This is a genomic window from Polaribacter batillariae (genome assembly GCF_017498485.1).
Classification (GTDB): domain Bacteria; phylum Bacteroidota; class Bacteroidia; order Flavobacteriales; family Flavobacteriaceae; genus Polaribacter; species Polaribacter batillariae.
Map to the genome: position 1 here is coordinate 696565 of NZ_CP071795.1, position 24272 is coordinate 720836.

General features: G+C 31.1%; 21 protein-coding genes and 1 pseudogene. 16 read left to right on the top strand and 6 right to left on the bottom strand.

The features are described from left to right. Nucleotides 1–66: 66 nt before the first annotated feature. Nucleotides 67–1492 (bottom strand): annotated as a pseudogene (locus JL193_RS03200) (ATP-dependent DNA helicase). A gap of 103 nt (nucleotides 1493–1595) precedes the next feature. Here JL193_RS03200 and JL193_RS03205 point away from each other — a divergent pair. Genes JL193_RS03205 through JL193_RS03215 form a run of 3 tightly spaced genes read left to right on the top strand, consistent with a single transcriptional unit; the run spans nucleotide 1596 to nucleotide 3686 of the window. Then, a complete protein-coding gene (locus JL193_RS03205; protein WP_207972455.1) occupies nucleotides 1596–2327 on the top strand; it encodes a hypothetical protein in 732 nt (243 codons plus the stop codon). Nucleotides 2328–2337: 10 nt separating this feature from the next. Beyond that, entirely contained in the window at nucleotides 2338–3132 is a 795-nt protein-coding gene (locus JL193_RS03210) for a DUF3822 family protein (protein WP_243456820.1), read from the top strand. After that, a complete protein-coding gene (locus JL193_RS03215) occupies nucleotides 3129–3686 on the top strand; it encodes an RsmD family RNA methyltransferase (RefSeq protein WP_207972457.1) in 558 nt (185 codons plus the stop codon). The genes JL193_RS03210 and JL193_RS03215 overlap by 4 nt, the downstream gene beginning before the upstream one ends. Before the next feature lie 118 nt (nucleotides 3687–3804). On the opposite strand, the gene JL193_RS03220 is transcribed toward JL193_RS03215, so the two are convergent. Then, nucleotides 3805–4029: a DUF8828 family protein gene (locus JL193_RS03220; RefSeq protein ID WP_207972458.1), complete on the bottom strand. Its 225-nt coding sequence runs from the start codon at nucleotides 4027–4029 to the stop codon at nucleotides 3805–3807. Between the two features lie 53 nt (nucleotides 4030–4082). Beyond that, entirely contained in the window at nucleotides 4083–5465 is a 1383-nt protein-coding gene (locus JL193_RS03225; RefSeq protein WP_207972459.1) for an MATE family efflux transporter, read from the bottom strand. A gap of 128 nt (nucleotides 5466–5593) precedes the next feature. On the opposite strand from JL193_RS03225, the gene tpx reads away from it, so the two are divergent. The 6 genes from tpx to ribB are packed head-to-tail and all read left to right on the top strand — an operon-like array spanning nucleotide 5594 to nucleotide 12316. Next, the gene (tpx, locus tag JL193_RS03230) at nucleotides 5594–6091 is read left to right on the top strand and encodes a thiol peroxidase (protein WP_207973372.1); all 498 of its coding nucleotides are present in this window, start codon (nucleotides 5594–5596) and stop codon (nucleotides 6089–6091) included. A 4-nt stretch (nucleotides 6092–6095) separates the two neighbouring features. Next, nucleotides 6096–6476, top strand: a complete 381-nt coding sequence (locus JL193_RS03235) for a diacylglycerol kinase family protein (protein ID WP_207972460.1) — start codon at nucleotides 6096–6098, stop codon at nucleotides 6474–6476. A 40-nt stretch (nucleotides 6477–6516) separates the two neighbouring features. Continuing rightward, nucleotides 6517–8976 carry an FtsK/SpoIIIE family DNA translocase gene (locus tag JL193_RS03240; RefSeq protein ID WP_207972461.1) on the top strand — a complete coding sequence of 820 codons (2460 nt, stop codon included), beginning with the start codon at nucleotides 6517–6519 and terminating at the stop codon, nucleotides 8974–8976. Between the two features lie 29 nt (nucleotides 8977–9005). Then, the gene (lolA1, locus tag JL193_RS03245; RefSeq protein ID WP_207972462.1) at nucleotides 9006–9662 is read left to right on the top strand and encodes an outer membrane lipoprotein periplasmic chaperone LolA1; all 657 of its coding nucleotides are present in this window, start codon (nucleotides 9006–9008) and stop codon (nucleotides 9660–9662) included. Between the two features lie 60 nt (nucleotides 9663–9722). Then, on the top strand, nucleotides 9723–11174 hold the full coding sequence (locus tag JL193_RS03250; RefSeq protein WP_207972463.1) for an LptF/LptG family permease: 1452 nt from the start codon (nucleotides 9723–9725) through the stop codon (nucleotides 11172–11174). Further along, nucleotides 11171–12316 carry a 3,4-dihydroxy-2-butanone-4-phosphate synthase gene (ribB, locus tag JL193_RS03255; protein WP_207972464.1) on the top strand — a complete coding sequence of 382 codons (1146 nt, stop codon included), beginning with the start codon at nucleotides 11171–11173 and terminating at the stop codon, nucleotides 12314–12316. Before JL193_RS03250 ends, ribB begins: the two co-directional genes overlap by 4 nt. Nucleotides 12317–12388: 72 nt before the next feature. Here ribB and pepE read toward each other — a convergent pair whose 3' ends face one another. Beyond that, the gene (gene pepE / locus JL193_RS03260; protein ID WP_207972465.1) at nucleotides 12389–13090 is read right to left on the bottom strand and encodes a dipeptidase PepE; all 702 of its coding nucleotides are present in this window, start codon (nucleotides 13088–13090) and stop codon (nucleotides 12389–12391) included. A gap of 66 nt (nucleotides 13091–13156) precedes the next feature. On the opposite strand from pepE, the gene JL193_RS03265 reads away from it, so the two are divergent. From JL193_RS03265 to JL193_RS03295, 7 genes are all read left to right on the top strand, one after another. Continuing rightward, nucleotides 13157–13699: a lipocalin-like domain-containing protein gene (locus tag JL193_RS03265; RefSeq protein ID WP_207972466.1), complete on the top strand. Its 543-nt coding sequence runs from the start codon at nucleotides 13157–13159 to the stop codon at nucleotides 13697–13699. Nucleotides 13700–13850: 151 nt separating this feature from the next. Further along, nucleotides 13851–14123 (top strand): carboxypeptidase-like regulatory domain-containing protein, encoded by a 273-nt coding sequence (locus tag JL193_RS03270; protein WP_207972467.1) that lies wholly within the window; start codon nucleotides 13851–13853, stop codon nucleotides 14121–14123. A gap of 119 nt (nucleotides 14124–14242) precedes the next feature. Beyond that, nucleotides 14243–14647: a hypothetical protein gene (locus tag JL193_RS03275; protein WP_207972468.1), complete on the top strand. Its 405-nt coding sequence runs from the start codon at nucleotides 14243–14245 to the stop codon at nucleotides 14645–14647. Between the two features lie 93 nt (nucleotides 14648–14740). Next, nucleotides 14741–15547: a peptidase associated/transthyretin-like domain-containing protein gene (locus JL193_RS03280; protein WP_207972469.1), complete on the top strand. Its 807-nt coding sequence runs from the start codon at nucleotides 14741–14743 to the stop codon at nucleotides 15545–15547. Nucleotides 15548–15576: 29 nt separating this feature from the next. Further along, entirely contained in the window at nucleotides 15577–16074 is a 498-nt protein-coding gene (locus JL193_RS03285) for a DUF6702 family protein (RefSeq protein ID WP_207972470.1), read from the top strand. A 31-nt stretch (nucleotides 16075–16105) separates the two neighbouring features. Further along, entirely contained in the window at nucleotides 16106–18235 is a 2130-nt protein-coding gene (locus JL193_RS03290) for a M1 family metallopeptidase (RefSeq protein WP_207972471.1), read from the top strand. 141 nt (nucleotides 18236–18376) lie between these two features. Then, nucleotides 18377–20590 (top strand): M1 family metallopeptidase, encoded by a 2214-nt coding sequence (locus JL193_RS03295; protein ID WP_207972472.1) that lies wholly within the window; start codon nucleotides 18377–18379, stop codon nucleotides 20588–20590. Between the two features lie 83 nt (nucleotides 20591–20673). Here the strand turns inward: JL193_RS03295 and JL193_RS03300 are convergent, their stop codons facing one another. Beyond that, nucleotides 20674–22329 carry an alpha-amylase family glycosyl hydrolase gene (locus JL193_RS03300; protein WP_207972473.1) on the bottom strand — a complete coding sequence of 552 codons (1656 nt, stop codon included), beginning with the start codon at nucleotides 22327–22329 and terminating at the stop codon, nucleotides 20674–20676. A 63-nt stretch (nucleotides 22330–22392) separates the two neighbouring features. Further along, nucleotides 22393–24267: an alpha-amylase family glycosyl hydrolase gene (locus tag JL193_RS03305; RefSeq protein ID WP_207972474.1), complete on the bottom strand. Its 1875-nt coding sequence runs from the start codon at nucleotides 24265–24267 to the stop codon at nucleotides 22393–22395. Nucleotides 24268–24272: the final 5 nt, after the last annotated feature.

The window sequence follows — 24272 nt, forward strand, 5'->3', positions numbered from 1 at the left end:
AACCAAAACGTTGCGAATCTGCGACTTCGAGAGAAAACCTTGAAACTTGAAACTCTGACCTGAAGATTATTCAGCAAAAAAATCGTCTTTAAAACCAATTAAATATAGCTTTTCTTGCGCTCTTGTTATTGCTGTGTACAACCATCTAAAGTATTCTTTTGAAACACCATCAGGTAAATATGGTTGTTCTATAAAAACGGTTTTCCATTGTCCTCCTTGAGATTTATGACAAGTTATTGCATAAGAAAATTTTACCTGCAAAGCGTTAAAATACTTATTCTTTTTAATGGCTAAAAATTGTTTGTATTTCGATTTTTCATGTGCGTAATCTTCTTTTACAGCTTCATATAATTTGTTAGATTCTTCGTATTTTAAAGACGGACTTTCGCTAGTGAGTGTATCTAAAAGCAACACGGTTTCAAAAGGGGGCATGTCTGGATAATCGATCATTTTTATTTCTACTTCTGCAAATTTAAAACCATACAATTCTTTAATAGAAAATATTTTTAAAACTCTGCAAATATCGCCATTCGCAATAAAACCAGCTTTCGAAGTTTCGTTTAACCAATAATAATTGTTTTTTACAACCATTATATAATCTCCAGCAGAAATTTCATTTTCTTGTCCTCTTATATTGTAACGTATTTGCTGGTTGTATTGATTGGCCCTTTTATTAGAACGTACTATAAATGCAGTATCTTCTACACCTTCATTTTCGTAAGCATTTACAATGGCATCTTCTATATCGTAACCATCTTCTAATCTTTTAATGTCTGGAAAATTTACATCAAACTGAAAAGAATCGCCTTCATTTTGTAACAAAAGCCTTAAATTTGTGGCGTTGGCTAAAATTCCTGAATTTTCGTGTTGACGCATTACTTCGTCTAACTCTATTTCTGAAACATTTTTCTGATAATCGTACATTAGTGTATCTTGTTCTAAAGCAGGACTCACATTTAACTTTACAGGTGGCAACTGCGCTGTATCTCCTATAAAAATAAGTTTGCAATTTTTACCAGAATATACATAAGATATTAAATCACTTAATAAAGATTTAGCTTCAAAAAAAATTCTGATTCTGTTTACCATCTGCAATCATAGAAGCCTCATCTACGATAAAAATAGTATTTGTATGCTTATTGGTTTGCAAAACAAAATCTATAGAACCATTTGCCTGTTTTTTGGGAAAATATATTTTTTTATGAATTGTAAATGCGGGTCTTTTAGAATATAGTGCAATTACTTTTGCAGCCCTTCCTGTTGGTGCTAATAAAACCGATTTTTTTCTTACAGACCACAAACAGTTCACAAAAGTACTTATGGTGGTTGTTTTTCCTGTTCCTGCATATCCTTTTAACAAAAACAAAGCGTCTTTATCTTTATTAAAAATAAAATCGCTTAATAGGTTTAATAATTTTTCTTGTTTAAAAGTAGGTTCGTGCGGAAATTTTCGAAGAAGCTCGCTGTTAAATTCGCTTGGTTTTTCTATCATAAAGCATTTAAAACATCAAAGATACGTCGATTTGTAAATAAAAGTTTTTATCATTAAAAAAAAATTGTAGATTTGCGATAAGACTATTAAAAAAATATTAAAAATGGGATTAATTGGAATGATTTTAGCAGCAGTATTAGTGGCTGTGCTTTTAGCTATTGTTATAGTTAAGTTTTTACCTTTAAAGTTACGTTGGTTAGCTTCTTTATTATTGCTTTTTGCCGCAATATTTTTAGGAACCAAAATTTACGATGGAATTATGGAACCCATAAATTTTAACAAAGCTAAAGTTAAAAAATATGCTAAAGTTGTAGAAAATCTTAAAATAATTAGAGATGCAGAGGTAAAACACTACGAAGCAACTGGAAAATACACAGATAATAAAAAAGCCTTAATAAGTTTTATAGATACTGCTAAATTAGCATTAACTAACACAAGAACAGTTGTCGAAAAAGAAAATAGAGGTGGTGGTGTTATTGTTGATGTAGAAAAAAGAGTTACAGATACAATTGGCTATGAGCCTGTTTTAAAGTATTTTAAAGGTAGAGATTATAAAAATATGTTTAAAGTTCCTGGTTTAGATGGTAAAGAATTTGAATTAGAGGTTGGAACCGTAGAAAAAGTACCTGGCTTAGTTGTACCTACATTTATGGCAAAAACACCTAAGGCAGATCTTTTAAAAGGAGAAAACGAATCTTTAATTAAGCAAGAATTAGAAGCCATTGCAACCGATCAAATTAAAGGAGAATATATTTCTGTAGGTTCTTTAGATGAAGTAACTACTGGAGGTAACTGGCCTACATCTTACGATAAAAAAGGTGAAAAAAGAGAATAGCTATTTTACTTTGAAAAACACAAAAGATAAAAATTTATCCATCCAATTTCATTTGGATGGATTTTCTTTTTCTATCCAAGACACATTGTCTAAAAAGGATATGTATTTCTGCAAATATACTTTTCCAGAAACACAAGCAACTCCAGAAAGTCTATTGTTAAAAATTGAAGATATTTTTAAAAAAGATACACATTTACAACAAGATTTTTCTAGTGTGATTGTAATTCATCAAAATAACCTTGTTACATTAGTACCAAACGAATATTTTAATAAAAATCAGTTAGCTTCTTATTTAAATTTTAATATAAAAACACTGGCAACAGATTTTATAACTTTCGACGAAATCGATTCTATAGAGGCAAAAAATGTATATGTGCCTTACGTAAATATTAATAATTACCTATTTAACAATTTCGGAGAGTTCAATTACAAACACCACAGCACTGTACTTATAGACAAATTGATACAACAAAGTAAAAGCGAAACCAAAACAATGTATGTAAATGTTTCTAAAACCACTTTTGATATTGTGGTTTTAGAAAATAAAAAGTTACTGCTCTACAATTCTTTTACATATACTTCCGAAGAAGATTTTTTATATTATATTCTTTTTGTTGCAGAACAGTTACAATTAGACACAAACGAATTTCCTTTGTATTTAATGGGGCGTATTTCTTTAAATTCTACATTGTACAAATTAATTTATAAGTATGTTAAAAACATCTACTTTTTAGAGAGTAAAAACCCTATTTTTAAAGAATTAAATTTAGAAACACACACGAATTTTATACTATTAGGCGAATGAGAATTATTTCTGGGAAATTAAAATCAAGACGTCTATCTGCGCCTAAAAACTTACCTGTTAGACCCACAACAGATATGGCCAAAGAATCGTTGTTTAACATTATAAACAACAGGTACTATTTCGATGCCATTTCTGTAATCGATTTATTTGCTGGTACAGGAAATATTAGCTACGAATTTGCCTCTAGAGGTACCAAAACCATTTATGCTATTGATGCATATTTTGGTTGTATTAAATTTATTAATGAAACCGCAAAAGCTCTTGATTTAGAGATCAATACCTTTAAAAGTGATGTTTATAAATTTCTCGAAAAAACATCTTTAAAAGCCGATGTAATTTTCGCAGACCCACCTTACGATTTTAAAGAAGCACAGTTTTTAAAAATAGTTGAGCTTGTTTTCGAAAAAGAAATGTTAAATGAAGGTGGAATTTTAATTGTAGAACATTCGAAACATACAGATTTGTCTAAACACGAAAAACACCATTACGATAAACGTTATGGTGGTAACGTGTTTAGTTTCTTCGAAAACGAAACAACAGCAAAAGAAATTTAATCTTAAAGAAAAATAAGACATTGCATTGATGCCTTTTTATTTTGAAATAGTAAACGAAAAAGGGTGTTTTATTACGGTAAATTCTATTTGTAGGTATTTTTATCCAACATTAATGCTCCTACTCATATTGCTTCATTTCTTCATCATAAAAAGCCCCAGCTTTATCCATTAAATCGGCTAATTCTGTAGCAATATCTTCTTCATTTTCTCCTGTTAAATCTTCGAACCACTCAATTTCATCATCTTTTAAATTGATAATAAAACGAGGAAATTCTGTATGCAATACAAAAATATCTTCAGGAAAATTACTGTTATCTGCTAATAAAAATTTTGGTAAATTCATTTGATTCTTTTTTATGAAGCAAAGGGTTTTTACCCCTTGTTATTTGTATTTATTTATGATATTTGTTTTTCTTTTATCAACTTTAAAGTTAAGGAATTAAATCTTATAAATAATAAAATAGAGGCCGTTGTTAAACCCGCTAATAAACCTAACCAAATTCCAAAACTTCCATACATTTCTTCTTTTCCTAAGAAATAAGAAACAGGAAAACCAACCACCCAATAAGATATAAATGTAATAATCGTTGGTATTTTTACATCTTGCAAACCTCTTAAAGCTCCTAAAACCACTACCTGAATGCTGTCAGAAATTTGAAAAAAAGCAGCTGCTAATAATAATTTAGAGGCGATTGACAATACCTCCATATTATCTAAATAATTTTCAGCATCACTTAAATCGACATAAATATTGGGTAAACTTTTATGAAAAATAAAAAAGATGAAGGCAAAGAAAATGGCAAATAATGTTCCAAGAAGAAATAATGAAAAAGCGATTCTTCTTAATTCTTTAAAATTTTGCAATCCTTTTTGATTTCCAACACGAATCATAGAAGCAACACTTAAACCCATTGCCACCATAAAGGTCATCGAAGATAAATTTAGTGCAATTTGGTTGGCTGCTTGTGGGTTTTTACCTAACAAACCACTCAACCATATTGCGGCTGTAAAAATAGCAACTTCAAAAAACATTTGCATGGCACTTAAAGACCCTAGGTTAATTATTCTTTTAATCATTAAAAGATCTAAAACAAAAAACTTAATGTCTTTTACGATTCGTCCAGAACGTTCTTTAAAACGTAAAACCAACCACAAATAAATTACCATTATTAGTCTAGAAACTAAGGTTCCATAAGCTGCACCAACAATGCCCATTTCTGGAAAACCTAATTTTCCAAAAATTAATATATAATTTAAAACAACATTAATTATGTTTGCCAAAAGCGTTGCATACATAGGGTATTTGGTTAAAGACATGCCATCACTAAACTGTTTAATTGCTTGAAAAATAATCAAAGGAATTAACGAAAAAGCAACCCAATTTAAATACGGTATTGCCAAAGCCACTACTTCTTCTGGTTGTTGCATTAAATGCATTAACGGTTTAGAAAAAAACACTAATAAAAAAAGTAAAATACCTAAAGTAGTGCATAAAAATAGTCCGTGTTTGTAAGTAGATCTTGCTTGCTTAAGATTATTAGACGAATCTGCCTCTGCAATTAATGGCGTAATTGCGGTAGAAAAACCAATTCCAATAGACATTGCAATAAACATAAAACTGTTTCCTAGAGAAACTGCTGCCAATTCTGCAGTTCCTATTTGCCCAACCATAATATTATCGATAAAACTCACAAATGTATGCCCTAACATGCCCAACATTACAGGTGCTGCAAGTTTCCAATTGTATTTAAACTCAGATGTGTATTGAGAAATATTCAATTTTCGATATTTTTTTGGACTGCGAAGATACGTATTACACAAAGATTTTTTGCATAACAACTTCTGTAATTTTGATTGAATAATTACAATAAAAATGGTTATTTTTGAAAAAATTAAAACTCATAAAAATGGCAGATATTACTTTAAAAGGAAACGCAATAAACACAATTGGAAATTTACCTAAAATTGGAGAAAAAGCTCCAGATTTTACTTTAACAACGGTTGAATTGGGACATAAAAAATTATCGGATTTTGCTGGTAAAAATGTGGTTTTGAATATTTTTCCGTCGATAGATACTGGAACTTGTGCAACTTCTGTTCGCGAATTCAACAAAAAAGCTACCCATTTAGAAAATACGGTTGTTTTATGTATTTCTAAAGATTTACCATTTGCACAAGCACGTTTTTGTGGTGCAGAGGGCATTGATAATGTAGAAATGTTATCTGACTTTGCAACTGGCGATTTTGGTAAAGATTATCAGCTAGAAATTAAAAACGGCCCTTTAGCCCATTTGCTTTCTAGAGCTGTGGTTATTGTCGATAAAGATGGTAAAGTAGCATATACAGAACAGGTTTCTGAAATTGTAGATGAACCTAATTACGAGGCTGCATTAAAGGCTATCTAATTTTATGAAGAATCCGAATGATGGTTTTCTTAGAGGCAGGTTGCGAAGTTTAAAATTTGCATTTAGAGGTGTTTGGAGGCTTATTACAAAAGAAGATAGTATAAAAGCACAACTTTGCGTTGCTGCTTTTGCCACTGTTTTAGGTTTTTATTTTAACATTTCTAGTACAGAATGGATGTTACAATGCATTGTAATAGGCCTTGTTTTAGTTGCAGAAGCTGTAAATACTGCCATTGAAGAAATTGCCGATTTTATTCATCCAGATTTTCATGTAAAAATTGGTTTAATTAAAGACATCGCAGCAGGTGCACCAACATTTGCTGCCATTACTTCTTTAATAATCGCTGGTTTTATTTACATTCCAAAAATCAATTTATTATTTTAGCAACAACTCGTAAAATTATCTTTAAATTATTAAATACTTAATGGCTAAAAAAAAAACAGACACAAAAAAAACAATTTCTTCTACTGAAAAAAAACCTTCAGTTTTTGCATTTTTAAAAACCAAACAATTTCAAACTATTCTTGGGTTTTTCTTGGTGTTTTTCGCGTTATTTTTGTGTATTGCCTTTATTTCTTTTTTCTTTAGTTGGCAAGAAGACCAAAGTACTTTAGCTAAATTAGGAGATAAAACTATAAAAAGCCGTAATTTATTAGGTAAAATTGGCGCTAATTTAAGTCATTTTTTTATTTATAAAGGATTTGGAATTGGCGCATTTATAATCGATTTTCAGATTTTTATAACTGGCTTGTACGTACTATTTCAAAGAAAATTTTCTAAAATTATTATTTCTTGGAACTGGGCATTAATTGCAATGCTATGGCTTTCTGTAACTTTAGGCTTTGTTGCAGGTAAATTTGCTTTATTATCTGGAACCATTGGTTTTGAGATAAATGAGTACCTACAAACATTTTTAGGAAAAACAGGACTCATTATTATTTTAGCGTTCGCATTTGTTACTTACTTAGTTTTACGATACAAACTAACTTTCGATTTATTCTTAGAAAGATTAAAACAAAAAAGAGCAGAAAGAGAACAAAAGAAATTAGAAGAAATCGAGCATGATGCCATGGCTTTTAATACATCTAATGATGAAGATTTAAAAACAAACCATTCAACTTTAGAAAAAAAAGAAAAATCGGAATTCGAGCTTTCCGTAGAAAATTTAAAACCCACTATTGCGAAACATTCGAATGTCGATACCAAAAAAGAAGACCTTTCTCTACAAATAACTAAAAACGAAGAGGATTTAGAACCCATTTTAAAAACAACAGTTTCGAATGCCGAAGAAAAAGAAGTAGAAATTGATGTTGAAACCGTTGAAGAAGAAGAACACGAAATAGAAAATTTATCAGACAAATTGGTAAAAGATTTTGGTGAATTCGACCCAACCTTAGAATTGTCTAACTTTAAGTTTCCAACCTTCAACTTATTAAAACAATACAACGAAACTATTTCCATAGACCCAGACGAATTAGAGGCGAATAAAGATAAAATTGTAGAAACTTTAAAAAACTACAAAATTGGTATTGCAGAAATTAAAGCAACTGTTGGCCCTACCATTACTTTATACGAAATTGTACCAGATGCAGGCATTCGTATTTCGAAAATTAAAAATTTAGAAGACGATATTGCATTGTCTTTATCTGCTTTAGGAATTCGTATTATTGCACCAATTCCAGGAAAAGGCACCATTGGTATTGAAGTTCCAAATAAAAAATCGACCATTGTTTCTATGCATTCTGTAATTTCTTCTAAGAAGTTTCAAGACTCGCCAATGGAATTGCCAATCGCATTAGGAAAAACAATTTCTAACGAAACCTTTGTAATCGATTTGGCTAAAATGCCTCATCTTTTAATGGCTGGAGCAACTGGCCAAGGAAAATCTGTTGGGTTAAATGCTGTTTTAACTTCACTTTTATATAAAAAACACCCTGCAGAAGTTAAGTTTATCTTAGTAGATCCCAAAAAAGTAGAATTAACACTTTTTAATAAAATAGAGCGCCATTATTTAGCAAAATTACCAGGTGAAGAAGAAGCGATTATTACAGACACCACCAAAGTTGTACACACCCTAAACTCTTTGTGTATAGAGATGGACAATCGTTACGATTTGCTAAAAGTAGCGATGGTACGTAACATTAAAGAATACAATGCAAAATTTAAAAAACGGAAATTAAACCCTAATGAAGGGCATCAATTTTTACCTTATATTGTTTTAGTTATTGATGAATTTGCAGATTTAATAATGACGGCTGGAAAAGAAGTAGAAACACCAATTGCACGTTTGGCACAATTGGCAAGAGCCATTGGAATTCACTTAATTGTAGCAACACAAAGACCTTCTGTAAACGTAATTACAGGAATTATTAAAGCGAATTTCCCTGCACGAATTGCCTTTAGAGTAACCTCTAAAACAGATTCTAGAACCATTTTAGATACTGGTGGTGCAGATCAATTAGTTGGTAGAGGAGATTTGTTATACACTGCTGGAAACGATATTAATAGAATACAATGTGCTTTTGTAGATACGCCAGAAGTCGAAAAAATAACCGATTTTATAGGCTCACAAAAAGCATACCCAGAAGCATACTTACTTCCAGAATATGTTGGAGAAGAAAGTGGCACAAGTATTGATGTTGATATTTCAGAAAGAGATAAACTCTTTAAAGATGCCGCAGAAATTATTGTAACAGCACAACAAGGTTCTGCTTCGCTTTTACAAAGAAAATTAAAATTAGGCTATAATAGAGCAGGAAGATTAATAGATCAATTAGAAGCTGCTGGTATTGTGGGTGGTTTTGAAGGCAGTAAAGCAAGGCAAGTTTTAGTAACAGATTTAGTAGCCTTAGAAGAACTTTTAGAAAATGAAAAAAACCTATAAATACTTTTAAAAAGTACAAAATTTAAATTATGAAAAAAATAACATTATTATTTTTAAGTATCTTTTTAACAACAATTACTTTCTCTCAAAATGCAGAAAAAGCAAAATCTTTATTAGATGAAGTTTCTACAAAAATGGGGGCTTACAAAAACATGTCCATTGGTTTTAGTCAAACTTTAAGCAACGAAGCCGCAGGAATTAAAGAAGGAGACGAACCCCCAATTAGAGGAGAAATTAAATTAAAAGGCGAAAAATACATCTTAAATTATTTAGGAAATCAATTTATTTACGATGGGCAAAAACTATACGTAATTAATCACGACGAAAAAGAAATTTCTATTACAGAAGGAGATTTAGAAGGAGATGATGGTTTTATTTATCCTTCTAAATTACTAACTTTTTACAAAGAAGGCTATAACTATACAATGGGAAAATTAGAAAACACAAAAGGAAGACACATACAATACGTAACTTTAACTCCTATTGATAGTAATTCTGACATTGTAAAGGTAGAGTTAGGGATAGATGCAAAATCAAAACACATCTACAAATTAATTCAAACAGGTTCTAACGGTTCTAAAACAACCTTTACCATTAATAAATTTAAGAAAAACGAAGATTTATCTAACAACTTTTTCAAATTCAATAAAGCAAAATTTTTAAGTCAAAATTATACGATTGACTAATTTTTTCAATTAACAGAAAATTAGTAGCATATTTATATTTAAGCAACTACTTTTGCTACAATGAAAATTTTAGATAAATACATCTTAAAAACATTTTTAGTTCCTTTTGTAGCTACATTTCTTATTGTATTATTTGTCTTAGTAATGCAAGTGCTTTGGCAAGTTTTCGAAAATATAGCTGGCAAAGGAATTAGCTTGCCCTTTATTCTAAAATTTTTATACTATACCACTTTAGGTATTGTACCACAAGCTTTACCCATTGGAGTATTGCTTTCTTCGATAATGGCTTTAGGAAGTTTAGGAGAAAACTACGAATTTGCGGCAGCCAAATCTGTAGGAATTTCTTTACAAAGATTGGTAAGGCCTTTAATTATTTTAACGGTAATTTTAAGTGGCATTAATTTTCTATTCTTAAATAACATTTTTCCGTACGCAACTCTAAAACAACGTAATTTATATTACAATATAAAAAAGAAAAAACCCGCTTTAGCCTTAGTTCCAGGAAGTTTTAATAGCGATTTACCTGGATATCAAATTAAATTTGATGAAAAATATGGCGAAGAACAAAATTTACTAAAAAAAGTACTTATTTATCAAATAAATAATTACGGAAATCAAAAAGTAATTACCGCAGAAAGAGGCAAAATTATTTCAGAAGAAGGCAGTCGTTACATGACCTTTATTTTATACAATGGCAATTATTACGAAGATTATTCAAAATCTGCAAAAACACCAAGAAAAAGATTAAAAATGCCTGCATCGCAAGCTACTTTTAAAGAATACGAGTTTAATATAGATATTTCTGATGTTGTAGGAGATGGAAAATTAGATGAAGAAAAGTTTAAGAATAGCTATAATATGAGAACGTTACATCAGCTAAAAGATACGATTCCTGTATTAAAATCTACATATGATGATATGTTACTATCCAGAGCAAAAACCATTTTTAACATTGCAAATGCCAAAGAATTACATTCATATAACGACTCTTTAAAACCCAACGTAAAAAATAAAGAAAATATTTTAGACAATTTCGATATTCAAAATAAAATTACCATTCTAAACACCTCTGTCTCTAAAATGAATAGCGCGTTTACGAATGTTAAAAATAATTCCGATAGTATAAAATACAAACGTAAAAGTTTAAATTTTTACGATTCGGAATTTTATGGTAGAATAGCACTTTCTTTTTCTTGTTTGATCTTATTTTTTATTGGAGCGCCATTAGGATCTATCATTCGAAAAGGTGGTTTTGGTTTGCCAATGATTTTAGCAATTGCCATTTATGTTATTTACTTCTTTGGAAACACCTTAGGCAAAAACCTAGCGGAAGAAAGTTCGGTTTCTTCTCTCTTAGGTTCTTGGATTGCTACAATGGTAATGCTTCCTTTAGGTATTATTCTTACAAGAAGAGCCACAAAAGATAAAGGCATTTTTAATGTAGATGCCATTCTTGCACCAATTAAAAATTTCTTTAAAAAATTTACGTCTAAAAAAGACACTCGTATATGACCACTAAAACCACCACAAAAAACACAAAATTAAACAGCATTTCTGAAGCGATTGAAGATATTAGAAACGGAAAAGTTATTATCGTTGTAGATGATGAAAACAGAGAAAATGAAGGCGATTTTCTTGCTGCAGCAGAAAAAGTAACTCCAGAGATGATTAATTTTATGGCAACACATGGTCGTGGATTAATTTGTGCACCATTAACTGAAAAACGCTGTAAAGAACTAGATTTAGGAATGATGGTTTATAACAATACAGATCCTATGGAAACTGCATTTACAGTTTCTGTAGATTTACGTGGAAAGGGAGTTACCACTGGAATTTCTGCATCAGACAGAGCTTTAACAATAAAAGCGTTGATCGAAAAAGACACAAAACCATACGATTTAGCAAGACCAGGACATATTTTTCCTTTGAGAGCAAAAGATGGTGGTGTTTTAAGAAGAACTGGGCATACAGAAGCCGCAATTGATTTTGCACGTTTGGCAGGCTTTCAACCAGCAGGGGTAATCGTAGAGATTATGAACGAAGATGGCACCATGGCGCGTTTGCCTCAACTTTTAGAAGTTGCTAAAAAGTTCGATATTAAAATTGTTTCTATTGAAGATTTGGTGGCATACAGAATGGAACACGATTCTTTAATTGAGAAAAAAGAAGACTTCGATATTAAAACTCGTTTTGGAGAATTTAGGTTAAGAGCTTACCAACAAACCACCAATAAGCAAGTTCATATAGCACTTACAAAAGGTTCTTGGTCTAAAGATGAAGGAATTTTAACCAGAGTAAATTCAACATTAGTAAACAACGACATTTTAGGAACGCTTACCAATAATGCCGATAAAAAACTAGACCAAATGTTTCAAGTGATTAACGAAGAAGGAAAAGGAGCTATTATTTTTGTAAATCAGCAAAACCAATCGCAAAACTTATTAAGCAGATTGCAAGTTCTTAAAGAAAACCAAGCCAATAACGAATTAAAAGCACCAGCCATTAAAATGGATAACAAAGACTTTGGTATTGGAGCTCAAATTCTGCACGATTTAAACATTAGCAAATTAAAGTTAATTACCAACTCTCAACAATCAAAAAGAGTAGGAATGATTGGCTATGGGTTAGAGATTGTAGATTATGTAAATTATTAGTATTTCTGTTAGCAATTAGCAATTAGCAATTAGCAATTAGCAAAATTAAAAAACTTTGTGTAAGTAGTAAATCTAAACAAGAACCTCTACTCCACTTTCTAGCTCAATCGGTTTTTTATCTTTAAGAAATAATCTTGCGGTGTATTTTCCTTGAAGTACAATGGTATCGTTTTTAACAGAAAGCCAACTGCCTTCACGCAAACCTAAAACAGGAGTTTCATTAAAAACATGAAACTCTTTAATTCTCGTTTCACGTGTTTCTCCCATGTGTGTAGAGCCTTCTATCGGGTCTAAATAATGGGCATTGATATTAAAAGGTATGCACCCCAAAGTTTTAAAACTTGGCGGATATACTATGGGCATATCATTCGTATTCATCATAGTAGCTCCGCAAATATTGCTACCTGCACTGGTTCCTAAATACGGTGTGCCATTTTCTATTACCTTTTTTAAATCAATTAAAATATCATTTTTATAAATTTGATGTACCAACTCAAACGTATTTCCACCACCAGTAAAAATTCCTTCAGCATTAAAAATGGCTTCGCTTGCATTTTTGTATTCGTGAATTCCTTGTACATTAATATCTATTTTTTTAAAAGCTTTTTGGGCAATTGCTGTGTAAGCATCGTAAGAAATGCCTCCTGCCCTTGCATAAGGAATAAAAAGTAATGTTTTTATATTTTTAAAAAACGTCGTTAATGTAGGTAACAAATATTCTAAATATGCACTTCCGTGTATTGTAGATGTGCTTGCAATTATCATTTTTTTCATAACATAAATTTAACGTTTTTTTCCAGTTTATTCATGTATCTTTATCTAAAATTTAAAACAAAAGCTATGATTAAAAAAATTTTATTAGTATTCGTAACAACTACATTATTATTAGCATGCAAATCTAACGACAATGTAGATATTTCATTATCAAATTCAGATATTGTAGGAACTTGGAATCTTATCGCATTTAGTTCAGATGCTAGTGGTAAAATTAGTTCCAAAGGCATTGATGTAGATTTTACATCAAATAGTGTTGGTAAAAATTTTAATATTACCTATACTTTTGATGAAAACCCGAACTTAATTTCTGCAAAAGGAAAATTTACCATTGTTACAACAAGTATTGCAAATGGTAAATCTACAGGGGCTCAAGAAGCAGAAGCAACAGCAATAAATGGTTTAGGTTCTGGTAAGTGGAAACTTAATAAAAACTCCATTACTTTTAATAATCCAGATGGAACTTCAAATGTAGTTGAAGTAATTGAGTTTTCAGGTAAAAATATGAAGTTAAAGGCCTCTATAGATCAAGATGCTATTTTACCTACAGTTAGTGGAGCAGATTTTGATATTAAAGCTGATGTATTCATTACCTTAGAAAAGCAATAAAAATTAGTATTAAAAATTTTAAAAGCATCATTTATAAAATAAATGATGCTTTTTTTTATACCTCGTTTTTACGAATCCTTTTAACACAAGTTTATAAATTTGTTGGCACATTTTTAAGAACCATCGTGCTTTTCTTTGTTACCATACATATATGAAAAGAACTTTGTCCATACTTTTTATTAGCATTTCGTTTGCCTGCTTTTCTCAAAAAAACAAAACGCTGTTCTTCGGAAAAATTATAGATTCTTCAACCGTTGTAAAAAACGCACACATTATCAACCTAAACACAAAAAGAGGTACGTTTTCTAATGATCGTGGTTTGTTTGAAATTTTGGCTTCAGAAAACGACAGTTTACAAATTTCTTCGATAGGTTTTAAAACCCAAAAAATAAAAGTAAAAAAATTGCATTTTAGAGAAAAATAAACTTTATTACTCTTAAAAAAGAGGTATATACTTTAGATGAATTTACTTTAAAACGCCACAATTTATCTGGTTTTTTATCTTTAGATTTAAAAAGTGTTCCTAAAGATCGTAAGGCAAATTTGGTTCAAAAACTTATTACCGATATTAAAAAGATAGATTATAATGCCATTTCTAAAATGCCCGTAGAATTAAATGAAATTTCTTTATCGAAGCCTGCTATCGTAAAATTGCCCAATTATTTTGAAGGTTTTGGCTTGCGTTTTGGAGGTGGAAGCGCCAAAACCAATCTTCAGAAAAGAAAATTAGAAAAAAAGAAAAACATACCTGAAGTAATATTAAAAGAATTTGGCGACTATTTTTTCTTTACCGAATTAAAAATTCCGAAAGAAAAATACCATCATTTTATAACCTATTGTTCTTACAAGGGGCTTTTTGAGCTTCATAAGAAAAAAGAAACACTAAAGATAATTCGGCTTTTAAAATCAGAAAGTATTCAATATTTAAAAACATTAAAAAAAGAATAGGAATTAAAATATATTTTAACAGCAATTTATCATAGAAATTTATAAATTTAGTGATTCAAATAACGAAATTTGCAAATAACCAAACTATAATAAATGTTAAATAAAATACTCTTTTCTTCACTTTTTTGTCTTTTTACTATCATTTCTTTTTCTCAGGAAAGAAGATTTATTGTAAATGGTAAGGTTACAGACTCGTTAAGTACTGTTAGAAACGCAAATATTATCAACTTAAAAACCAACCAAGGTACATTTTCTTCGGATGATGGAGAGTTTAGAATTTTCGTAAGAGAAGGCGATTCTTTACGAGTTTCTTCTGTACAACACATTACAAAAGTTGTTGTTGTAAGCAAAGAGAATATCAAACGAAAAAAAATTAACATTCGAGTAAAGTTTAATACAATTGTGTTAGATGAATTCGAATTGAAAAGAAATAATTTATCTGGCAGACTAGGCATCGATTCTAAAAGCGTTCCAAAAAATAAAAAAGACTCTCTTTTAAGAGAAGTTATGGACTTTTCGAAAGTAGATATGAAAGTAGTAGAAGCTCCAGATCACATCGACAAAAGGGTAAAACCTCCTATGAATAATACAGATCCAACCGCTAATTTTGTTGGAGCTAGTGCGAAAGCTATTATTCCTTTTAAACATTCAGAAAAACTTTGGGCACTAAGAAAAGAGCTTGCTATTAAGAAAGAATTCCCTTATAAAATTATGTCGGAATTAGGCGAAAAATTCTTCTTCGAAAAACTAAAAATTCCTGTCGAAAACTATTTTCATTTTTTAGAATATTGCAATCCTTTAGGGGTGGAAAAGTTATATAAAGACGGAAAAATTTTAGATATTATTAAGATTTTTCAAAGAGAGAGTAAATTGTATTTAAAAATAATAAACAAAGAGTAACTTGGCGCGATAATTGTTTTTAATAAAATATGAAATTTAAAAAAACACTGCTAATATTAGCAATAATACCACTTCTCTCTTTTTCTGCTCACAAGTACTATCTAAGTTTAACGCAGATAAAATATAAAAGCGAAGCAAAATCGTTACAAATAATTATTAATGTTTTTATGGACGATATAGAAACAGCATTAAATAAAGATTACAATATCGATTTACAACTTACTTCTAAAAAAGAGCTTAAAAATAACGATGTTTATTTCGAAAAATATTTAAAAGACAAACTTGAATTTAAGGTCGATAATAAAATTCGAAAATTTAATTATATTGGAAAAGAATATGAAGGTGATTTGGTTTTCTTTTATTTAGAAATCGAAAACATTGCAAAAGTTTCTAAAATAGAAATTTCTAATAAAATATTAATTCATCATTTTCCAGAACAACAAAACTTAATAAAATCTAAAGTTGGTAATAAACACAAAAGTGTTTTATTATCAAAAGAAGAAACACACGCAACTTTAACCTACTAACTATTTACAAACTACAATTAAAACACACATTATGAAAAAAATAGGACTTCTAATACTTTCTTATCTGTTTATTTCTACAATATCATTTGCACAAGAAAAAATCACAAAACAAGGGCATACCAACCAAAATAAATTTAGGCAATTAAAAGAATTATTACCCACACCAAATCTACAAAGAACCGCTTCTGGAGCCCCAGGAGTTCGCTACACACAACAAAAAGTAGATTATACCATGGATATCGTTTTAGAGGACGATAACCAAAGAATTTACGGAAACGAGACCATAACCTATCATAACAATTCAGAAGATACTTTAACATATTTATGGGTGCAATTAGACCAAAATATGAGAGCTGCAGACTCTAAAACACCAGACATTCAGCCAACAACCATTCCTAGCAAAACCTCTAAAACGAGGTTCAACAATGCTTATGTAAAAGAGCCTTTTGATGGTGGTTTTAAAATTGAAAGCGTTACAAATAAAAATGGTACTCCATTATCGCATACTATAAATCAAACCATGATGCGTATTAACTTACCAAAACCTTTGGCTTCTGGAGAAAAATTTCAATTTAAAATTAAATGGTGGTATAACATTAACAACCATAGAACACAAGGTGGAAGATCGGGTTACGAACATTTTCCCGAAGATGGAAACAACAACTACGTAATTGCACAATTTTATCCAAGATTATGTGTATATGATAATGTAGAAGGCTGGCAAAACGACCAATTTTGGGGAAGAAGCGAATTTGCATTAGAGTTTGGAGATTTTACGGTAAATATTACCACTCCAGCAGACCACATGTTAGGTGCAACTGGTATTTTACAAAACCCAAAAGAGGTTTACTCTAAGAAAGAATTAAAAAGACTCGAAAAAGCAAGAAAAACTTTCGACAATCCTGTAATTATTAGAACACAAAAAGAAGCAGAAAAAATTGAAAAAAGCCGATCTAAAAAAACCAAAACCTGGAAATTTTATGCAGAAAACGTAAGAGATTATGCTTTTGCAACATCGAGAAAATTTATTTTTGATGCCATGGCCGTAAACATTAATGGCAAAACTGTAATGGCAGAATCTTTATATTCTAAAGAAGCAAATCCTTTGTATGGAGACCATTCTACAAGAGCAGTAGCACAAACCTTAAAAACATATTCTAAATACACTTTCGATTATCCTTACCACAAAGCAATTTCTGTAGATGGACAAATGGGAATGGAATACCCACAAATTTGTTTCAACCCAGGAAGACCCAACCCAGATGGAACCTATTCCGATAGAGTAAAATATAGGATGATTAAAGTAACCATTCACGAAGTTGGGCACAATTTCTTTCCAATGATAGTAAATTCCGACGAAAGACAATGGACTTGGATGGACGAAGGTTTAAACTCTTTTATGGAAATGTTGGCAGAAAAAGATTACGACCCTAACTTTCCAATTGTTAGAGGTTATCCTAAAAACATTGTGGCTTATATGAGTGGAGACCAATCTAGAATTGCACCAATTATGTCTAAAGGAGACAATGTGTATAGTTTTGGAAACAACGCTTATGGAAAACCAGCAACAGGTTTATGGATGTTGCGCGAAACCATTATGGGAAAAGAATTATTCGACCACGCTTTTAAAACCTACGCACAACGTTGGAAATTTAAACACCCAACACCTGCAGATTTCTTTAGAACTATGGAAGATGCCTCTGGTATAGACTTAGATTGGTTTTGGAGAGGTTGGTTTTATACCACAGATGTTACAGATATTGGAATTAAAAATGTAAAGAAATTTTATGCAGAAGATGCAAATAGCAATACAGTAAACTTTATCGAAGACCAAAGCGAAGGCTTGCTATTTAGCAACCCCAATAAAGCCAACTCGAAATTTTTCTATGAAATTACATTTAACAAACCTGGGGGTTTGGTAATGCCAATTATTGTAGAATATACCTATGAAGATGGTACAAAAATGAAAAAAACATATCCAGCACAAATTTGGCGATATAACGATGCTGAAGTTACCAAAGCTGTGCATTCTAATAAACAAATTGTAAAAATTGTGGTAGATCCAGATTTAGAAACTGCAGATGTAGATTTATCTAACAACAGTTACCCAAAACAACAAAAAGACAAGTTCGATAAATTTAAAAGCAAACTAAAAAATTAATTTTTAAAAATCCGAAAAAAGCAATGCAACAATGCGTTGCTTTTTTTTTGATAAAGATTTGTTAAAATTTTAACATTTTACAACTAAATCGCAGTTATATTCTTAATTTAGACGTCACTTTTATAAAACAAATAAAACAAGATGAAAAAACTATCATTATTCTTATTTTCTCTTTTCTTTATTAGTTTTTCGGCAATTGCCCAAGAAACTAAAAAAGACGAAAAGAAAGTTCAGCAAGGGCATACAGATCAAAACAAATTCAGACAAATGAAAGATGTTTTGGCGACTCCAAATGACCAACATACTGCTTCTGGTGCTCCAGGACACCAATACACACAACAAAAAGTAGATTATAAAATGGACATTCGTTTAGACGAAAGTACCAATAAAATCTATGGTGATGAGCACATTACCTATCACAACAACTCTAAAGATGCCTTAGAATATTTATGGGTACAATTAGACCAAAATATGAGGGCAGACGATTCTAAAACTCCTTTAGCAAGATCTACAGGAGCTTCCGAATTTATTACTCCAGGCAATTTCAAGAAAACGTATATGGGTGCTAAAAAAGGCTTTGGTTACCATATCGAACTTGTAGAATCGGATGGAAAACCATTATCTCATACCATTAATAGAACAATGATGAGAATAAATTTATCCAAACCATTACAATCTGGAGAAACTTTTAAATTTAGAATTAAATGGAACTATAAAATCAACGATATAAACAAAGATGGTGGACGCTCTGGTTTAGAAACTTTTCCTGATGGAAACAACAACTATACCATTGCACAGTTTTTTCCAAGATTGGCTGTGTATAACAATGTAGAAGGATGGCAAAACATGCAGTTTTGGGGACGTAGTGAATTCGCTTTAGAGTTTGGAGACTACGAAGTTAACTTAACAGTTCCTGCAGATCATATTGTAGAAGCTACTGGTTCTTTACAAAACGAAAAAGACGTGTTATCGAAAGAACAAAGAAAACGTTTCGAAAAAGCTAGAAAATCTTTCGACAATCCAGTAATGATTGTAACACAAGCTGAAGCTGAAAAAAACGAAAAAGGAAGAGCTACCAAAACTAAAACTTGGAAATTTAAAGCGAATAAAGTAAGAGATTTTGCTTTTGCAACTTCAAGAAAATATATTTGGGATGCCATGGCTGTAAACATTAATGGTAAAACTGTAATGGCAACTTCTTTATACCCTAAAGAAGGAAACCCTTTGTGGGAAGAACACTCTACAAGAGCCATAGCAACTACCTTAATCGAATACTCTAAATTAACCTTCGATTATCCTTACCCAAAAGCAGTTTCTGTACACTCAGAAAGACAAGGAATGGAATACCCTATGATTTGTTTTAACTTTGGAAGACCAAACCCAGATGGAACTTATTCCGACAGAACTAAAAGAGGAATGATTGGAGTAATTGTACACGAAGTTGGGCACAATTTCTTTCCAATGATTGTAAATTCCGACGAAAGACAATGGACTTGGATGGACGAAGGCTTAAACTCTTTCGTAGAAATTTTGGCAGAATTTAAATACGACTACGATTTATTTGCTAAAAATCCTGCTAAAGAAATTACAAGATATATGGCAGGAGACCAATCGAACCTATCTCCTATTATGTCTCAAGGAGATTATGTAAAACAATTTGGCCCCAATGCATATACAAAACCAGCAGCTGGTTTATACATGCTAAGAAAAACAATTATGGGACCAGAATTATTTGATTACGCATTTAGAACCTATGCGCAAAGATGGATGTTTAAACACCCTACTCCAGAAGATTTCTTTAGAACAATGGAAGACGCCTCTGGTATGGATTTAGACTGGTTCTTTAGAGGATGGTTTTACACTACAGATGTTAATGACATTGGTATTAGCAAAGTAAAGCCTTTATATTTAACAGATAAACCAGGAGAAAGAATTAAAAACATTATCGCTTCAAACCCAAGAGCAAAAGCATATTTCGAAGGATTAGGAGATTTGGTATATATTACCGATAAAAAAGAAGATGCAAAACCAGATGCAATGAATAAATATGTAGATGGCCAAGAAGTACCTTCTTACATATATTCTGTAGAGTTCGAAAAACCAGGAGGTTTGGTAATGCCAATTATTGTAGAATTAACCTATGCAGATGGCAGCACAAAAAGAGAAACTTTTCCTGCCCAAATTTGGATGAGAGACGACAATAAAGTAACAAGAGTTTTTGCTTCTACGCAAGAAATTACAAGTATTGTTGTAGATCCAGATTTCGAAACCGCAGATGTAGATACATCAAACAACAGCTGGCCTAAAAAAGAAGGCGATAAGTTCGACGAGATGAAACAAAAAAATAAGAATTAATAATTCTTTTTAAAATAATAAAAAAAAGCCCTCATTTGAAATTTCAAATGAGGGCTTTTGGCTTTTAGTACTTATATTTAAAACTATATTTTTTCTAATAATACAATATTAAATTTAGATACGAAACGCACCTTACCATCTTTTACTTTTACTTTTTGATTTGAATAAGCATCTCTTAATTCGTCTCCATTTTTAAATATTGAAGACACTTTTATATCAATTTTATTTTCAAGCATATTTATACCAATAACCACTTTATCATCGTTTCTAACTCTCGAAAAAGTCAAACCATTTTTATCATCTGATATTAAAGTATGCTTTCCTGCTCCAATTGCAGGGTGTTTCTTCCTAAACTGACCTAATTTTTGCCAATGTGTTAAAATTTTCTGTGTTTCTTTATTCTTGTTGATGTCTTCCCAATTCATAAAAGAACGCAATGTTGCATCGCCAACTGTACCCTCAATTGTTAAATCTCTGGCAGATTCATCGCCATAATAAACCTGTGAAGTTCCTTGGGTTAATAACAACATTGTTGCTGTTTTAAAAGGCATGTCTCTTTCTTTATCAAACGGATTTCCATCATCATGAGAGGTCATATAATTCATAACTCCGTAGTTTTTTAAATGACCATTTAAAATAGAATCGTATTTATTAAAAAGCTCTTTTGCCTTCATTTGTTTTACATCCCATTTCATTTCAAAATTGATTAAACTATTGAAAGCTTTATCAAAATAATTAACTTTTTTGTCTCCAAAATCAAAAGCTTTTCCATGAGAAATTCCATAATTATATACTTCTCCTACCAAATAAAAACCATTGTTGTCTAAAACTTTGTTTGCATTATTTTTTTTGTAAGCTGCAAAAGCGAAATCGCATTCGGTTCTAAATTCTTGCCAAACAAATTCTTCTGTATGCTTTACTGTATCTACTCTGTAACCATCAATTCCGAATTCTGTAATATAATCTGTTAACCATTTTATGATATAAAATCTTGGCGCTCTTGGGTATTTTGTTCTTTCGAAAAATGCATCTAATTCTGCTACCTCTTGCTCATAACGACCTTCTGTTTTCCATTTTGCGACTAATTGTGGGGGCAATGCAACGTTTTCGTTGCTTTCGGTTTTAATATCTGGTAAATTTTTTACCAAAGTACAAGAAACTGTATGTTCGTAATTGTCATATGTACATTGTGGTTCTGTTCGAACCCAATCATTTGGCCAAACAGGATCTTTTTCTGTAACAGGACCTGTATGATTGATAACAGCATCTAACAAAATTCTGATTCCATTTTTGTGTGCAACTTCTACCAGCTCTTTTAAATCTTCTTTTGTCCCGTAATTTGGGTCGATTTTGGTCCAATCTTTGGCCCAATAACCATGAAAACCATAAGAAAGTCCTGTTCCTTCATCTGTTGCGCCATGAATTTGTTCTACAATTGGCGTCATCCAAATGGCATTAATGCCTAAATCTGCAAAATAACCTTCTTCAATCTTTTGTGTAATTCCTTTGAGGTCTCCACCTTCGAAACCTCTTAATTTTCCAGCTTTTTGGGTTCTATCGAAATGAATATCGTTAGAAGGATCGCCATTATTAAAACGATCTGTTAACAGAAAATATAAGTTTGCACCTTCCCAAACAAATTCTTTTTTTGCAACTTCTTTTTCTGCTGATTTATTTTCTTGCGATGCATTACAACTTAACAGAATTGTTAATGTAAAAAGTAGTATCGTTTTTTTCATCCTATAATATTTTAAATTGGGCCTTTTAACTTTTAACAACCTAAAAGGTCTTTGATTTTTTTCTTACATCATCTTTAAAACAAATGACTCTAAATGATTCATATTCATTTTAACAACTCCTACTCCGTTTTTAATTTCTAAATCGAAAGTTTTTGTGTTGTATAATTGATCTTTAAGCTGATATTTATTACTTGTTAAATTCCATTTTTTGATGATTTCTGAAGGAATTTTCAATTTAAATTGATAGGACTTTTTATCATCAAAATTAGAAACAACTACTAATTTTTCATCCTTAGAAAAACGCACAAAAGACAATACTTTTGTATCGTAATTCTCGGTATTTTTTCTGTTATATTGATGCAAATCTGCATATTCGCCCATTAAAGCATCAGAAGAAATTGTAAAATTTAGCAAACGCTTGTAAAAATCTCTTAATTCGAGTTCTTCTTTGGTAGATTTTCCTCCATCGAAATTTTTATGATTTACCCATCTTTGTAATGCTGGAACTCCTACATAATCGAAAATTGATGTTCTAGAAGGACTACCAAAACCTGCATTCTCTGAGCCATCTTCACCCAATTCTTGCCCAAAATAAACCATGGTTGGTGTCGTAGAAATGGTTGTAGAAACGACCATTGCTGGTTTTCCTTTTAACGCATTTCCTGCAAATTCTGGACTCGCAATTCTCTGCTCGTCATGATTTTCTAAAAAATGCAACATATGCTGTTCTATGTCTTTTAGATCTTCTAAAATTGGCGGTATATTGTCTGTTAAACCTCTTCCTTGCATTATGTTTTTGATGGTGTCATACAATTGTACTTTGTCGTACAAAAAATCCATTTTTCCTTTCTTTATATAATCTCTATATAAATGAGGTTGATAAACTTCTGCTAATAAAAAAGCATTTGGATTTTTCATTTTGATATTTGAATTTAAATAACTCCAAAATTCTACTGGTACCATTTCTGCCATATCGTATCTAAAACCATCTACTCCTTTGGCAATCCAGTACAAAGCAATGTCTTTAAACTTTATCCAAGAATTGGGCACTTTTTTATCTTTCCAAAACTCGAAATGTTTTTTGTAATCTTCGTTTTCGAAACCTTTTGGCAATTCGTCAAAATCTTTTTTACCATCAGGAGAAATTCCATAATTTACTTTTACGGTTTCGTACCAATCGTAAAAACTAGGTTTTGGAGAACGTGCACCATTTCCTGTCCATTTTGCAGGGTTTTCATCAAATTTACCATCCGAAAGTGGATGTTTTTCGCCACCTAAAGGCAAATATCCATTTAAAAAATTGGGCACTTCAAAAGGTGTATTGGGTACATAATAAAAATTATTGTTTACATGATATGCCACAGTTGTATCATCTTCTGCCCCAAAGTCTTTAGTACCTTTAGGGTTTGATAAACTTTGGTAATTTCTCGCAACATGATTGGGAACAATGTCTATAATTACCTTTAACTCATTTTTATGAGAACGTTCTATTAACGCTTCGAATTCTTGCAAACGATTTGCCACATTTTCTGCCAAATCTGGATTTACATTGTAATAATCTTTTACGGCATAAGGTGAACCTGCTCTACCTTTTACGACATCTGGATCGTCATTTGAAATTCCGTATTTTGTATAATCTCGAATTACGTCATGATGTGGAACGCCTGTGTACCAAATATGTGTAACCCCTAAATTTTTAATTTCTGCCAATGCTTTGTCTGTAAAATCGTTGAACTTTCCAACCCCATTTTCTTCGATAGTTCCCCAAGGTTTGTTGGTGGTATTTGTATTGCCAAACAAACGTGTAAAAACCTGATAAACAACCTTCTTTTTACTTGTTGAATTCTCTTGCATGATTCTTTTTTCTACTTTATGCTCTGTTTTGCAACCCGCAATTATTGTAATGAACAGCATACTTAAAATTTGTATTTTTCTCATAAATC